The sequence below is a fragment of the Paenibacillus sp. JCM 10914 genome, assembly GCF_001315105.1.
GTDB lineage: Bacteria > Bacillota > Bacilli > Paenibacillales > Paenibacillaceae > Paenibacillus_AQ.
On sequence record NZ_BAZR01000028.1, the window covers coordinates 1 to 15488 of the forward strand.

Here is a 15488-nt window from a genome sequence, read left to right on the forward strand (position 1 = left end):
GACGGGGGTGGGATTAATTAGTTATCTCGTGGATGAAGAAGGACTACGCTGCCGTACGGAGATAAGTATAGGTGAGAGGTATCGCGAAGTTCCATTAGATATATTGCGCGAAGCGCTGGCATTACTGGGCGAGAAGCTGGAGAAAGCGACAAAACATAAAAGTGAGCAAGGGGAGTAATGACATGACTCAAAATATATATGATAATCATCAATTTTTTGAGGGGTACAGTCAATTGAGCCGTTCTGTACACGGTCTGGATGGAGCTGGAGAATGGGACACGATTCGGTCTTTGCTTCCCCGTCTTGAGGGGGCCCAGATCGTTGATTTGGGTTGCGGGCTCGGCTGGTTTTGCCGCTGGGCAAGGCAGCATGGTGCGGTCTCAGTACTTGGCATTGATGTATCCGAGAATATGCTGACAAGGGCAGAGGCGGAGACTCAGGACGAACATATTAGATACGAAAGAGCGGATTTGGAATCTCTCCAATTAGCGCCTGCGGCCTATGATCTGGTGTATAGCTCACTCGCTTTCCATTATATTGAGAATTTGATGGGATTGTTGAAGCAAGCGTATGACGGGCTGAAGCCCGGAGGGAGTTTGGTGTGCTCGGTGGAGCATCCGATCTATACCGCGTCCAGTAACGCGGGCTGGATACAGCATCCGGATGGGCATAAGACTTGGCCCGTTGACAGCTATCAATATGAAGGCGTACGCACAACAAACTGGCTGGCTCAAGGGGTCGTGAAGCAGCATCGAACGATGGGAACTTATCTGAACATGCTGATATCGATTGGTTTTATTATTACTCACGTCGAAGATTGGGGCCCCTCCGAGGAGCAGCTTGCAGCACATCCGGAGTGGGAAGAAGAACGTCATCGGCCGATGTTCTTGCTGATTACGGCACGAAAATAAACGAAACAAATCACAAAGTGTAATCTCTCTGTCATGTTTATGGGTGGTTTTTATCCCGAATTACGTATAAAATTAAGGGATACGTTGAACCAGATCATGATAGAAGGGAGTTCTGATTCGGATGATGAGAATATCTGATTTTCTGTTTGCCAAAGACAAGGTAGCCTATATCCATGCAACGGCCAATATGCAAGAGGCGATGGATATGTTGGAGAAGAGCCACTATTCAGCAATACCCGTCATTGATGAGAACGATAAGTACGTAGGCACGCTTTCCGAAGGCGATTTATTTTGGAAGATGAAGAATACACCGGGATTGACGTTTGATAATCTGGACACCGTTCAGGTATCCGACATCAATCGCCGCATCTATAATGAATGCGTTTCCATTCAAGCCAATCTGGATGACATGCTGGAATTGGCAGCCGACCAGAACTTTGTGCCTGTAGTAGAAGAAGGCGAGATCTTCATCGGTATCATTCGTCGCAAAGACATTATTGAATATTATACTAGTAACATCATGGATTAATATTCGGCCATAAGATTGTCACCTTGCCAGCATATCAAGATGGCAAGGTGATCTTAGGGTATGTGCGGCGGACTGTAAATTCAGGTAACAAGGGATTTTCGCTCTGTAGTTCGTCTGCGTCTCCTTGATGTGGCATAACTTGATGTCATATATGGAAGGAGCTTTGTCATCTTGATCTATGTTCTAATCGTTTTTTTAATTATTGAAGTCATAATCATTGAAGTAAGACTTAAGAAAAAGCAGCACAACGATGAACGCATCATTGCAAGACTGGACTTATTAATTAAGGAAGTTCGAAATAGGAAGAACCATTAGCATTCAGGAGGATACGGGAGCTATGGAAAAGCAGCGTATCGTAGAGATCATCGTGGTTCGCCATGGTATATCGGAAGCAGATATATGGAATCGATGCGAAGGGCGAGCTGATTTTTCATTAACGGCGCTTGGTTTGGAACAGGCCCAACAGTTGGCGGATTGGATGAAACATGCTTATAAGCTTGATGCGATTTTCTCCAGCCCCTTGGAGCGGGCGAAACAGACGGCAACGGCAATATCGTTAGCAACACAAACTACGATCGTATACGATGAGGACTTGATGGAATTAAATAACGGGGTGATTGCCGGAATGCTGCGGGAAGAGGCATTGCGCAAATATCCGATACCTGTTGGCGGCCGCAAACGTTATGATGCGATCGAGGCCGGGGAAACGGATATTCATTTTCGGGCCAGGGCTGAGACGTTCATCGCCAAGTTGTTGGATCAACTTGATCATGAGTCTGCTATTAATAGCGTGTGCATTGTTTCTCATGGCGGTATGATCTCGATGCTGTTCCGCAGTTTCATGAATCTTCCCTATCATACCGAGGTATACGTTCCTACTGGCGATACAGGTGTACATATATGGAGGTACTCTCCTTCCGGCAAGAAGATCATTGCAGCGACCAATCTTCAGGATCATTTGAGATGATGCCTGCAGCGCTGTCTCTGGCACATTTGTCCGTGTTTACCTAAAGGATGCAAAAGTGCAGGTATTTTCAGTGGATTTGATCACTTTAGCAGAAAAAGATGCGTATGTGCAGGTTTTCATCTTCCATTCATCGGATTAGCCATAAAATGAGCAAAAAGCCTGCACATTTGCAGGCTTTTAGTATATATCGAATCTTCGGTCCATGAATTCCTGCATATTTGCAGGAATTTTTTTCATTGGTGATCACCAGTGAACTGCCGGAAAACCGCGCATCCATCCACTGCAAGAAGTAAGAAGGGGACCTTTGCAAGTTCAGACGACTTTAGGGGTATCTACTTGTTTTGATTGTTATCCAAACCGAATATCGTCCTGAATAGATGGTAAAACTAGGAGGAATTCAGGAAAAAATCAAGTGAGCATTGTGTGAATTCCACCGGCTGGCTGCCTCCCGAACCATGACGTACAACTGGATGGTTTGGGAGGTATCATGATATAATTTGGTTTGTAAGACAGAAATCATGACAGTCGGAGAGGAGGAAACACATTGGGAAGGCGTTATTTTGTTTTGCTGAAGCTGCGGAATTAATTCCGTTCGTCCAACACCGATTTCAATCAACACATTACACACAATGCAGCTGGTTACGGGCGGTATCAGCAACATCCTATGCCTCTTCAGCCGCTGTAATTATTTCTGGAGGTGAATCCCTCAGGAGAGGGAAATAATTGGACATTATTACCATCATGAACTTAATCATACTCGCTATATTGATTGCGCTTACAGCGTTCTTTGTCGCATCTGAATTTGCGGTCGTCAAAATTCGAATGTCGCGTATCGATCAATTAATCGCGGAAGGCAATAAGAAGGCGGTTATGGCCAAGAAAGTAGCGAGCGATCTCGACTATTATCTCTCCGCTTGTCAGCTCGGAATTACCGTAACGGCACTCGGACTTGGTGCCATCGGTAAACCAGCAGTGGAGCGCTTGATGTATCCGGTATTTGAATGGCTTAACGTGTCACAATCCACATCTTCGATCGCGTCTTATGCGATTGCCTTTATTCTCGTGACGTTCCTGCACGTTGTTGTCGGAGAGATGGCACCGAAGACCCTGGCGATTCAATTCGCGGAGAAGATGACGATGCTGCTTGCAGCACCACTCTATTGGTTCGGTAAAATCATGTATCCGTTCATATGGGCATTAAATGGGACTTCACGGGTCTTACTTCGTGCATTTGGTGTAAAGCCAGCCGGGCACGAAGAGATTTACTCCGAGGACGAACTGCGAATTATTATGACCCAGAGTTTCCAAGGCGGCGAGATTAATCAAACCGAGCTTGCTATATGGAGAACGTATTTGCCTTTGACGAACGGGTAACGAAGGATATCATGGTACCTCGGATGGAATTGGTAACGCTGGATAAGAGCATGTCCGATGCCGAGATTATCAGCGTCATGGACGAGAACAATTACACCCGTTATCCGGTGACGGAAAACGGTAACAAGGACCATATTGTTGGCGTTGTTAATGCGAAGAAGATGCTGCCGCATATCGTTGCGGGAAGAGAATATAAACTGGAAGAGTTCATCCGCAGTTTACCGATCGTGCTTGAGGTGACTCCTATTCATGAAGCCATGCTGAAAATGCAGCAGGAGAGCGTCCATATGGCGCTCGTTATCGATGAATACGGCGGCACATCAGGTATCCTGACGATGGAGGATATTCTGGAAGAGATTGTCGGAGAAATCCGAGATGAATTTGATGCTGATGAAGTTGCGGATATACAGAAGACAGGAGATCAGGAATATATGATCAACGGTCGTGTTCTCTTGGATGATCTTGAACGTCGATTCGGCTTGGTATTCGAGGATCGGGAAGAGGTCGATACGATTGGTGGATGGATCCAATACCGAAGCGAGAATACGGTTCAGGATGGGGATCAGATTAAGCAGGATGAGCACCTCTGGACTGTAGCCGAGACGGATAATTATCAGATCAAACAAGTCGTATTGAAATATAGCGTATCGGAATAGTGGTAGGATCACCCGGCAACTTGAGATGAATATAATGTGGAGGTGAATCCCTCGATAAAGAGGGAAATCATTGGACGGAATAATTGGATTAAACTTAGTTTTAGTGGCCGTGTTCATCGGTTTGACCGCGTTCTTCGTCGGCGCCGAATTTGCTATATTGAAGGTCAGAATGTCAAGAATCGACCAGTTGATTGCAGATGGCAACAAGAAAGCGATTATGGCCAAAAAAGTAGCCCACGAGCTAGATTACTATCTGTCAGCGTGTCAGCTGGGTATTACGATTACAGCGCTCGTGTTGGGTGCGCTTGGTGAACCGACGGTGGAGCGGATGCTCCATCCGTTGTTCGAGCGATTCGATGTCCCGGCCGCTGTAGCGACAGTGCTCTCGTATGCGATCGCTTTATCGATCATCACGTTCTTGCACGTTGTCCTGGGCGAGCTGGCACCCAAGACGCTGGCTATTCAGTTCGCTGAGAAGATGACGTTAATGCTGGCAACACCGTTGTACTGGTTCGGTCGGATTATGTACCCGTTCATCTATGCTCTGAATGGAGCCGCGACTTTATTACTCCGTCTCTTTGGGGTAAAGCCCGCCGGTCATGAAACGGTCCACTCCGAAGAGGAATTGAAATGGATCGTTGATCAGAGTTATGAGAGTGGTGAGATTAACAAGACGGAGCTTGAGTATTTGAAGAACATCTTTGCTTTTGACGAGCGCAAGCTGCAAGAGATTATGATTCCACGTGAACACATGATTACACTTGAGCAAGGCATGTCCTTAGATAACATTATGCAGGTGCTGGATCAACACGATTACACAAGGTATCCGGTAACCAAAGCGGGTCAGCAGAATCAAATCATCGGATTTATTAATACGAAAGAGATGCTGACCAGTCTTGCGGCCGGAAGGAACTCGAAACTTCGAGAATTTGTCCATCCGATGCCGCGTTTCTCAGAGTCTTCTCCGATCAAAGACGTTCTCATCAAAATGCAGCAGAGCCGAGTCCATGTGGCTATCGTGACGAATGCAGCCCATGAGCTTGTTGGTCTTGTAACGATGGAAGATATATTGGAGGAAATCGTCGGAGATATCCGAGATGAATCAGATCCTCGTGAGCTGATGAGACCTAGCATATCCACTTAATGTCATATGCCTTCTCGCTTCCGTTTAGGAAGCGGGGAGGCATTCTTTATGGAACGGGATTTTTTCCAAATATATTGGTGTTCGAGAGAAACTTTTTTGCCAAAATTTACGTCTAATAGAGTGACCTTATGGAAAATATCAAAAAAGTATCAGAAGGAGTCATGTAATGAAATTAAAGAAACGCTCACTGCTTACCGTATTGGCTGTCGCTCATATTGCTGCAGCATATCCGGTAAGCGCGGATGCAACCGCCGCAGACAAGACACCGATTCAAGCCACCCAGGAAACCATGCAAACCCAGGATCAGACCGGAGAAGTCAACACGCAAGAATCGACTGGTGATGAAGCCACGGATTCGGAAGCACCGGTAGAAACGACCTCTGGCGAGGCTCAGGAAGCTACGAATGAAGCTCAGGCAACTGAAAATACAGCTAATGAGGTTAAAGCCAATAATCAAGTTGCAAGCGGTAGTAAAGAACTCATCCTTCATTTTAACAGTACCAAAATGGTCCATGATGGTGTTACATACAACTCCCCGCAACCGATGCAAGTGGTTAAAGGCGTATCGTATGTACCGATACGGGCACTTGTGGATCGCGTAGGGTTCAACGTGAAATATGATGGCAAGACCAAAGAAACCATCATAACCAAGGGAAGCAATGAGCTTCGCTTTAAGACGGACAGTGACAAATATACCGTTAATGGTGTTGTCAAACCTATGAAAGGGACCTCGTATCAGACCAAGAACACGTTTATGGTTCCTTTGACGGCGATTATGCAGGCACTCGAAATTCCTTACAAAGTTGATAATGTCGGTAAGCGCGTAATCATGAGCCTCGAAACCAAGCCGGTGGCGAAGTTTACAGTCGGACCGAAAGAGATTTTTGCAGGACAGACCACAGTTACTTACACACCGCAGGTGGAGAATGCCGAAGGCGAGATTATCGATGAACGCTGGGAAGGCAATCGTGAGATGTTCGATCAACCCGGCCAATATGTCGTAACGTATTCGGTTCAGGATTCGACCGGAACATGGAGTGATCCATATAGTCAGACGATTACCGTTCTCCAACCGAACTTGCCTCCAGTGGCGATGTTCGAGACGGACAAGTCCGAATATAAGATGGGTGAACTGATTACGTACACAAACCTCAGTTCCGACGATCAGGATAAGAGCGAGGATTTGACATACAAGTGGGAGAACAATGCTTATGCTTTCTTCACACCAGGTGTTCATACGATTCGTTTGACGGTAACGGACAAGAAGGGACTAAGCTCAAGCTACGAGAAGACCATATATGTAAATTCAGAGACGTTGTATAATGAAGATGATTTCAACAAGCTCTTTATACCAGCAGGGGAGAAATATTCATTCACAGAAGCAGTTACATCCCGGCCGAAGATCAATTATGATTTCTTCAACGAACCAAGCACATTGATCCGCAGCAACAGCCCGGAAACCGTAAACAGCGAAGGTATCGTGTATCGTGAAACGGCGAGCGGGGATATGAGATTCATGATTCACCATGTGAACAACTTGAATAAAGATGTGAAGATGTATGTTGTTGCAACGAATAAGAACACGGTTCCTGTGGAACTTAGACAAGATTATCTAGGATTTGCAGGGCCATCTCCAATCGCAACAGCTGCGGGGAAACGTTCCGTACTCAACTACTTCCAGTCCATGCAGGACCTGTCGAAGCAGATGAGCGTCACACTCGCTCCAGGCGAGCAGAAGCTCGTTATGACCGAGTTGAGTGCAATCCGCATGAAGCAAGGCCATGTGATCTCCTTGTACTCGGATATGTACAGCGATCTGCCGTTACAGTTCGATGTGATCATGATCGACGACAAAGCAGACCCATTGAAAGTGCTCGGTCAATTGCCAATTCTCGATCGGGACGGCGTGCATAATCGCGGAACCTATCCAGATTCAACACGTATCATTCAGTATTCCGATCTAGTTGGAGCTGTACCGCAGCGTCTGATTCTGGGAGATAACTTCGACGATCCGAATCTGCAAGGTAGGGACCCGATGGTGGGTGACATTACGCACAATACCGGTAACTTCGGAGTGCTGTACAAAATCACGCTCGACCGTGTAGCAGCGGAGACGTTAATTTCCTTTAATCCTCGCGGTGGTAAGTATTCAGGTTACGCAACGGTTAATGGCTCGATCATTCCGATCTACTCATTGGGTCAAGTAGCGACCGGCGAGCAAGCCGTTCTCTACCGGACAGGGCAGTATGAACAGAAGGTCGAGATTATGTTGACAGCCGCACCGGGTAGTAACTTGCCGATTAACCTCTTGTTCACGCCGCTGCCTGAGGTTGTGCGCTAAGTGACGGATCTGATCAAACAAGAATAATGCATTTCATATTAACCCCTTACTTGCAACTTGTAAGGGGTTATTTTATGTGTAACGATTTTATTTTTTGGATTCTGTCTCTTTTTTGCATGCAGAAGTGTTATACACCGTATTACAGGAAAGCGGGGTGCGCGTTTGTCTTGGAATCGATAGAAGTATGCGTGCGACGGGTGAAGGCTGGGGAAGTGGATAGCTTTGAGCCGATCGTTGAAACATATAAAAGGCAAATCTACATATATTGCTGCCGAATGCTCGGGTGTAAAGAAGATGCGCAGGATGCAGTGCAGGAAATATTCATAAAAGCATTCACCAAAATACATATGTACGAAGAGAAAGTCTCCTTTTCCGCATGGCTGTACAAAATCGCCTATCATCACTGCTTAAATTTGCTGCGAAAGCGCAAAGTTCGAATGCATTTCAATCATGTGCTAAAATCAGCGGCAATGGTCGAAAGTGTGGAAGCTACGCTGGAACGGAAGTGGTTCAGTGAACCGCTGGAGTACGCGATGAAGAAGCTATCCGCCGAGGAGCGTCATTTGTTGATTCTTCGAGTTTTTGAGGAACGGCCATTCGCTGAACTTGCACTGATCTTAGGTAAGAACACGGCTGCGGTCAAAAAGAAATATGGGCGGATGAGGGACAAGGTCATGAAATTGATTAAGGAAAAGGGGGGGCGGGACCATGAGGAATTCAGAACACCCGGAACAGGACCAACGACTGAGAAGCATGGAGATACAATCCATTGATGATGCCGAGCTGAATGTAACGCCTGCCATCATGGATAAGGTCAGGGAGATTCATCGGCAACGGCAAGGAGAAGATAAGCCTCGACGCAAGAAGCAATTGCTCTCCGTCGCACTGACCGCGATATTGGTGCTGTCGTCGCTAACGGTATATGCGAACAACCAGTATCTTCAAATCAAGAACAAGGAAGGAATAATCATTCTCTCTACCATTCCTGCTATACAGTATACAGATTCGGATTATAAGCAAAAGCGTAGGGAAGAAGCGCAGTCAGAATTGAGCAAGCGTCTTAAGCCGGGTGAATTAGCAGCTTATTACATAGAGGACACACGTTATTCCAAAGAGCCCCAAATTGAATATTATTTTCATGCTATGGAGCGCAAGCATTATGATGATCTAGCTAAAGACATGGTAGAGATGAAAGCGCCGGTGGTCCTGAATCCATCGTATCTTCCGGAGGGATATGTCTTTGACTATGGGGTAGTTCAGCGGGGATTGCCTACTGAATATAAGTTTGCGAATAAACCGGAATATCAGAGCTTAATGCATGAGCTGCAAGCATCATCGGAAAAGACCGATGAAGTACAAGGTTTGTACTATAAGATTATGAATACAACCAAAGCGGACTCAACCGTGATGTATTTCCGGAACGGAGAAAAAACCTTTAATCTTGTTGTCTTCTCTGATACTAAAAGTCCACAGATTCGATCTGATCAAGCGATAAGAGTAACGGTAAAGGGGAAGGAGATGATTCTGTCTGCGGTTTCCTCTTCGAAGAGGTCATTATCCTGGAGAAGCGACGACGAGAGGGATTTGTATATGATCAATGATATCATGCATAGTGCGCTATCCAATGAAGAGTTTATCCAAATTGCCGAGAGTATGATCATTGAATAATATTTGTAACTAATAAAATAAAATGTAAATCAGTGTCTCCTTTCGTGTGAACAAGGTGTTATACGTAGTGAAAATCAAACACACATAGGCTATGAGCCGAAAGGAGCACGAAGCAAATGAAGAAGCAGACAAAATTGGCACTCATGCTTTCAGCAATGATGATGATCGGGTCAGTGAATGTTTACGCTGCAGAAGCGGCACCAAATCAGAGTAAAGCTAATACCGCAAAACAGGCAGCAGCTCAGAAGAACACGTCCGTATCTATTGATGGTCAGATTGAAGAGTGGAGTAAGAAACTCAAGCCTGGAGAAGTCGCAGCTTATTATATTGCCAATCAATCGGGTAATCCGTTGGACCGTATTCAATTCATAAGCAAAGGCTTTGTGTACGACAACTATGAGGAGTTCCTAGGGAAAGCGGAAGTCATGCTAGCCCCATCACCGACTAAACCAGATACGCTGCCGAGCGGGTATCAATACAAGTCGGCGATTCTCTACTTGGAGAATCCTGCGAAGACCTCGGATGTATATCAAAAGCTTGAGAAGCAATTAAAAGCCGAGGCTTCGAAAGGGAACAAAAAAGTTTACTTCAGCAAACCATTTAAAGCGGATAAAGCAGATACAGCACTCTTAAGCTACGAAAAAGGCAAAGTGAAACTGGATGTCGTGGCAACGCATATTCAACGGTCTGAACCGATTGGCGGAACGCCGGTACCTATTGATAACCCTGACGTAACAACAGAAACCATCGTCATACATGGCGTGGAATGTACGTATACGAACAATAAGAAGGGTCGGGATTACCTCGAATGGATCGATGAAGATCATCAAGTCCGCTATACGATCTGGGCTGAGAGCGCCAAATGGGACGTATTAAGCTTTGCCAAGAAAATGCTGGCAGAATAAGCGTTTCAATCCTCCCTAACATTAAAAGCTTACGCCCTGATGAAACGGCGTAAGCTTTTACTTGTCTGAGGTAGATCAGTGCACTGTAATCTGAAACGTTTCCCATCCGGACGCGGACGTGCGGTTCGCGATCAACGGAGAGGCACCGCTGTTATCGGCGCTGACAAAACGGTTATTCGCAGCTGCGCGTAATGTGACGCCTCCGCTGACATTAGCAACCTGGAAGGTCTCCCACGTCCCGACAGAGCCGCTGCGAGCAATTAATGGGGAGGCCCCTGCATTTTCAGCCGTTACGAAGCGGCCGTTCGCCATCGATTTAAAGGCGTAGTTCCCGTTCCCGAGATTGATCCGTTCGAACGATTCCCATGCACCACCGACACTGTCGCGATTCGCGATCAATGGGCTGTTGCCCCCGTTCTCGGCTACTACAAACTTGCCGTTGGCCGAAGCTTTGAAGGAGATGATGTCGCGAACGGCATCGCCATACCATTTGAATGTCATAGCAGAGCTAGCAGGGATGGTGTAAGTGAATGATTGATTGCCAAAGCGTACTTTAAAGGTCTGATTCTGGTTCTCCGAGTTGGCCACCACAAGCACTTTGGAGCCGTCCGGGTTCTGGAATGCTACGTTATCAAGGCTATTTGCATACGTGTTCGAGTCGATACGATACGCTCCTGGCACTACAAATTTACTCAAGTGTCCCATGGCGTAGTATTGATTGTTGTACGTAACCTGATCATTCACGTCGGAACGAATGCGGAGCATACCGTAATTGATGCTATTGCCGAGCAGGGAAGGACCATTATTCTGATCAAGTGCAATGTTCCACAGGATATAGGATTTGGACCAATTACGCGTGACGTTGATCATCTCGCGAATTTGATTCTTGAATCCGTCGTTCCAAGAGCCAAAGCCGCCCTCGGTAAACCAGATATCCTTGTTCGGGTGCAGATTATGAAGGGTGGTCATGGCCGAAACGTCACCACCATAATGATGGAAGGCACTGCCTGCAATATACGAAGCCGCCCCAGCATCATTCAAGACGTCTCTAGGGAAAGTGTATTGATCGTAGTTGTGATCGTAAGCGATAATCTTGGTTTGTAACCCGTTGTTACGCAGGGCAGGCCCAAGGTTGTCACGGATGAACTTGGTTTGATCCGATACGGACATATACATGGTCGGGTATTCCGTTGAACCGTTATACAAAGGTTCGTTCTGAGGCGTGATGGCATAGATCGGAATGCCTTCCGCTTGGTAGCTCTGAATAAACCGGCGCAGGTACTGGGCATAAACTTCATACGAATTATGGTTCAGATATCCACCAATCATAGAGCCGGTAGATTTCATCCAGCCTGGGGCGCTCCACGGTGATGCCATGACTTTCAACTGCGGATTTTTAGCCATGGCTGCCTTAACCGTCGGAATAATATAAGGTTTATCACGATTGATGCTAAAATTGTTCAGATTCCAGTCACCGGCCGTATCGGCGTAGCTATACATCTCCCAGTTAAAATCCGAGGCGCCGATCGTTTGGCGCAGCAAGCTTAGTCCGATACCGGACTGCCCGAACAAACGCTCCATGACTTCAGCCCGTTTGGAGTCGGAGAGTCGATGGCTGATTAGCCACGCGGATGCATCCGTCATGGACGCTCCAAAACCATCCATCTGTTGATACTGCACAAACTCATTGACATCAATCGTCTTCTGATTGCCCGGACTATCAGGCTGGAAGGTAACATTGCTCTGCTTCTGCAGGGCAGTGCTTAAATTATCTCGGGTCAGCCATACCTCTACAGATGGCCCTGCTGCTTGAACAGAAGAGAAGCCGACGGTCGTACCACTTAATAGAACCGATACCATAGTTAGCGCGAGTAACGTTTTTTTGAAATTCAGTTTCCACAATCCCATGAATAATCCCCTTTCATTAATTAATCCCTGCGGTTATCAATATCAATAAACCTCCTTTCTTGGATTATCTTACCATCTTGTTAAAACGTTTTTACTGTATCATTTTTCGAAAAGGTATTCATTTTTACGATAATAAAGCGTTTACATACTTGTTCACTCTCGGCTTGCTTGGTCCCTTCATGCTATACTAGAAGAAAAAAAGTGGGTGAACTCCTTGCTAAAGCAACCTATTGAACCTACACAGCAGGCACGTTTTCGAGCGAACAAGCTGTCACATCTCGGCTCGTCGATATTCGCAGAGGTTGGAGAGTGGAAGCAAGAGGCGGTGCAAGCGGGGAAGAAGCTGATCGATTTAAGCATCGGCAGCCCGGATCAGGGACCATCCCGTGAAATTCGCGAAAGTCTCAGTCAAGAAGCCCTTCAAGAGACGAATTATAACTATCCCGGCACGAGAGGAACGTTGGAATTCCGGCAGCAGTCGGCTGCTGGATGAAATATCGCTTCGGTGTTGAAGTTGATCCAGAGACGGAGATACTGTCTCTAATGGGCTCGCAGGATGGTCTGTCCCATCTCGCACAAGCAGTATGTAACCCTGGGGATATTGCTATTGTTCCCAATCCGGGTTATCCGATTTATGCTGGCGCATTGGCCGTGGCGGGAGTCGTTCCGTGGTATCTACCACTCCTTGAGGAGAATGGATTTATCCCTAACTTGGACAGTATTCCAGATGAAGTGTGGAGCAAGGCGACCTTCATTCTGCTTAACTTCCCTGGTAACCCGATTGCGGTACAGGCTGACGAGGAATTCTTTCAGAAGTTAATCGATAAAGCAAGGCAATGGGATGTACTAGTGGTCCATGATCTTGCATACTCTGAGATGGGCTTTGACGGCTATCAGCCCATTAGCATCTTGCAAGTAGAGGGAGCGATGGACATCGCGGTCGAGTTTCACTCCTTCTCGAAGAGTTTTAATATGGCTGGGTGTCGAATCGGTTTCTTGACGGGTAATGCGGATGCCGTTAGTGCCCTGCGTGCGCTGAAGAGCAACATTGATTTTGGTGTGTTCAGGCCGATTCAAGCGGCTGCCATTCAAGCACTGAAGCAGGCGATGCAGGTGCCACGCGAGCGATTGGGAGCGGCTCCGTTATATGAATCGCGCCGTAATGCATTGGTGGACGTGCTGGCTGAAGCAGGGTGGCATGTCGACAAACCACGAGCAACGATGTTCTTATGGGCGAGGCTGCCCGAGTCGCTGCGAGAAGGGTCGCGGCGCTGGAACTCCAGGCAATTCGCGCGCGAATTGCTGCTAAAAACAGGTGTAGCCGTTATCCCTGGCGACGCATTCGGTACGGAAGGCGAAGGGTATGTGCGGATTGCCCTTGTGCAAGAGGAAGCGTTGCTGCGTGAAGCGGCTTGCCGCATTGGCGCGTTTCTGAAGGAGTATGAGTAAGATCGAGCGGATACGATCGATTGAAACGTTTTTATCAAGTGAATTCCACTAATACATATTGATCTTATGTTAAAAGTGTGATAAATTTAACAACAATTGTTTCGAACAGAATATGATAATTTCTATGTATAACCTCATTAATATGGTCTGAGGGTCTCTACCAGGAACCGTAAAATCCTGATTACAGAAAATGATTTCATTTTTTGTAATCGGGATTTTTTGATGACTTTATAAAGGCATAGACATCTAAGAAAGGGGATTCTCTTCGAATGAATCTGAAAGTGCTTATCCTTGCCATATCCACGATATCCGTTGGCTTGGTCGAATTGATCGTAGGCGGCATCCTGCCGCTGATCGCGCATGATATGAATATAACCCTAGGTACGGCAGGGCAATTGATTACCGTATTTGCACTTGTATTTGCTGTTTCTGGTCCGGTGCTGCTAGCATTGACCGCCAAGGTCGAACGCAAGCGGTTGTATCTTATCTCACTAGCCGTGTTTTTTGTCGGGAATATCCTCGCCTATCTCAGTCCGAACTTCCCAATGTTCATGGCAGCTAGGGTGTTAACGGCAATGAGCACCGCTCTTATCATTGTGCTGTCTCTCACGATAACGGCGAAGGTAGCCAAGCCGGAACATCGAGCTAAGGCACTGGGCGTCATCTACATGGGAATCAGTTCTTCGCTGGTTCTCGGCGTGCCACTCGGAATTTTGATTAGCGATGCATTTGGCTGGCGCGTGTTGTTCCTTGGGATTGCGCTCTTATCGATCGGCTCCATGATCTTGATCTCTGTCTTCCTGGACCGCATCCAGCCAGATGCCGTAACACCGCTATCGGTTCAGCTCAAGGCACTTGGTAAATCGAAGATCGTGGGTGCTCATTTAGCAACATTATTCATGCTGGCAGGTCATTACACGGTATATGCGTATTTCACGCCATTTCTAGAATCGGAGCTCGGGTTAACTCCTTCTTGGATCAGCATTTGTTACTTCTTGTTCGGCTTATCAGCCGTCGGAGGCGGGGCGTTCGGCGGAGCGCTTGCTGATCGACTTGGGTCAAATAAAAGCATCATCTTTATCATTACGTCGTTCATGCTGGTACTGTTCTTGCTGCCGCTCTCTACTTTCTCGCTAGGCGTATTCATCATCGTCATGATGTTATGGGGGGCACTAAGCTGGAGTCTGGCACCGCCCCTCCAAAATTACCTGATTCAAGTCGACCCGGGCTCGTCGGATATTCAGCAGAGTTTCAACAATTCAGCTTTGCAAATCGGGATTGCCATGGGTTCGGCTATCGGGGGACTTGTAATCGATCAAGGCGGGACAGTTACCAGTACGGCTTGGGTTGGTGGGATTGTCGTGATGGTTTCGCTCGCATTCGCCATTTTCTCCTTAACGAGACCTGCACTTGTCTTGAAGCCAGGTAATAACGCGTAACATAAAGGCAGTTGCATGATGGCAACTGCCTTTTAAATCTGTCTAACGGACAGCAGACGACCAGAAGAATACGGTCATCTCGATTCATATGTTAGTACCGATTCTTGTATCGGATGGGTTACGGTACGAATGAGGGCTTGCCTGATAGCGAGTCCTCATTTATTTGTTAAATTCCTACTTGACAGGTGGTATTAATT

At 46.8% G+C, this 15488-nt stretch carries 10 protein-coding genes, 2 pseudogenes and 1 riboswitch; of the genes and pseudogenes, 11 read left to right on the plus strand and 1 reads right to left on the minus strand.

Annotation, left to right across the window (positions count from 1 at the left end; all coding sequences use genetic code 11):
* The first annotated feature begins 182 nt into the window (after positions 1 to 182).
* From JCM10914_RS22470 to JCM10914_RS22515, 9 genes and pseudogenes are all read left to right on the plus strand, one after another.
* Entirely contained in the window at positions 183 to 911 is a 729-nt protein-coding gene (locus tag JCM10914_RS22470) for a bifunctional 2-polyprenyl-6-hydroxyphenol methylase/3-demethylubiquinol 3-O-methyltransferase UbiG (RefSeq protein WP_023964998.1), read from the plus strand.
* Between the two features lie 121 nt (positions 912 to 1032).
* The gene (locus tag JCM10914_RS22475; RefSeq protein ID WP_023965000.1) at positions 1033 to 1440 is read left to right on the plus strand and encodes a CBS domain-containing protein; all 408 of its coding nucleotides are present in this window, start codon (positions 1033 to 1035) and stop codon (positions 1438 to 1440) included.
* Positions 1441 to 1777: 337 nt separating this feature from the next.
* Positions 1778 to 2407, plus strand: a complete 630-nt coding sequence (locus JCM10914_RS22480; protein WP_023965002.1) for a histidine phosphatase family protein — start codon at positions 1778 to 1780, stop codon at positions 2405 to 2407.
* Positions 2408 to 3130: 723 nt separating this feature from the next.
* A pseudogene (locus tag JCM10914_RS22490) lies at positions 3131 to 4437 on the plus strand (hemolysin family protein).
* A 70-nt stretch (positions 4438 to 4507) separates the two neighbouring features.
* Positions 4508 to 5581, plus strand: a complete 1074-nt coding sequence (locus JCM10914_RS22495; protein ID WP_036719626.1) for a hemolysin family protein — start codon at positions 4508 to 4510, stop codon at positions 5579 to 5581.
* A 166-nt stretch (positions 5582 to 5747) separates the two neighbouring features.
* A complete protein-coding gene (locus JCM10914_RS22500; RefSeq protein WP_023965010.1) occupies positions 5748 to 7922 on the plus strand; it encodes a stalk domain-containing protein in 2175 nt (724 codons plus the stop codon).
* A gap of 167 nt (positions 7923 to 8089) precedes the next feature.
* Positions 8090 to 8695: an RNA polymerase sigma factor gene (locus JCM10914_RS22505; protein WP_081739877.1), complete on the plus strand. Its 606-nt coding sequence runs from the start codon at positions 8090 to 8092 to the stop codon at positions 8693 to 8695.
* Entirely contained in the window at positions 8631 to 9590 is a 960-nt protein-coding gene (locus JCM10914_RS22510; RefSeq protein ID WP_052019897.1) for a hypothetical protein, read from the plus strand. The genes JCM10914_RS22505 and JCM10914_RS22510 overlap by 65 nt, the downstream gene beginning before the upstream one ends.
* Before the next feature lie 116 nt (positions 9591 to 9706).
* Positions 9707 to 10495: a hypothetical protein gene (locus JCM10914_RS22515; RefSeq protein ID WP_023965017.1), complete on the plus strand. Its 789-nt coding sequence runs from the start codon at positions 9707 to 9709 to the stop codon at positions 10493 to 10495.
* A gap of 75 nt (positions 10496 to 10570) precedes the next feature.
* Here JCM10914_RS22515 and JCM10914_RS22520 read toward each other — a convergent pair whose 3' ends face one another.
* Complete coding sequence (locus JCM10914_RS22520) at positions 10571 to 12403, minus strand: glycoside hydrolase family 30 beta sandwich domain-containing protein (protein ID WP_023965019.1); 1833 nt, start codon at positions 12401 to 12403, stop codon at positions 10571 to 10573.
* A 229-nt stretch (positions 12404 to 12632) separates the two neighbouring features.
* Here JCM10914_RS22520 and JCM10914_RS22525 point away from each other — a divergent pair.
* Positions 12633 to 13852 (plus strand): annotated as a pseudogene (locus JCM10914_RS22525) (aminotransferase class I/II-fold pyridoxal phosphate-dependent enzyme).
* A 104-nt stretch (positions 13853 to 13956) separates the two neighbouring features.
* A riboswitch (purine riboswitch) is annotated at positions 13957 to 14056 on the plus strand.
* Between the two features lie 65 nt (positions 14057 to 14121).
* Complete coding sequence (locus tag JCM10914_RS22530) at positions 14122 to 15291, plus strand: MFS transporter (RefSeq protein WP_023965025.1); 1170 nt, start codon at positions 14122 to 14124, stop codon at positions 15289 to 15291.
* Positions 15292 to 15488 lie beyond the last annotated feature (197 nt).

Excerpts from the sequence above, each read along its gene's own strand:
- JCM10914_RS22470 (WP_023964998.1), top strand. The coding sequence starts at position 183 with ATGACTCAAAATATATATGATAATCATCAATTTTTTGAGGGGTACAGT.
- JCM10914_RS22475 (WP_023965000.1), top strand. The coding sequence starts at position 1,033 with ATGATGAGAATATCTGATTTTCTGTTTGCCAAAGACAAGGTAGCCTAT.
- JCM10914_RS22480 (WP_023965002.1), top strand. The coding sequence starts at position 1,778 with ATGGAAAAGCAGCGTATCGTAGAGATCATCGTGGTTCGCCATGGTATA.
- JCM10914_RS22500 (WP_023965010.1), top strand. The coding sequence starts at position 5,748 with ATGAAATTAAAGAAACGCTCACTGCTTACCGTATTGGCTGTCGCTCAT.
- JCM10914_RS22510 (WP_052019897.1), top strand. The coding sequence starts at position 8,631 with ATGAGGAATTCAGAACACCCGGAACAGGACCAACGACTGAGAAGCATG.
- JCM10914_RS22515 (WP_023965017.1), top strand. The coding sequence starts at position 9,707 with ATGAAGAAGCAGACAAAATTGGCACTCATGCTTTCAGCAATGATGATG.
- JCM10914_RS22520 (WP_023965019.1), bottom strand. The coding sequence starts at position 12,403 with ATGGGATTGTGGAAACTGAATTTCAAAAAAACGTTACTCGCGCTAACT.
- JCM10914_RS22530 (WP_023965025.1), top strand. The coding sequence starts at position 14,122 with ATGAATCTGAAAGTGCTTATCCTTGCCATATCCACGATATCCGTTGGC.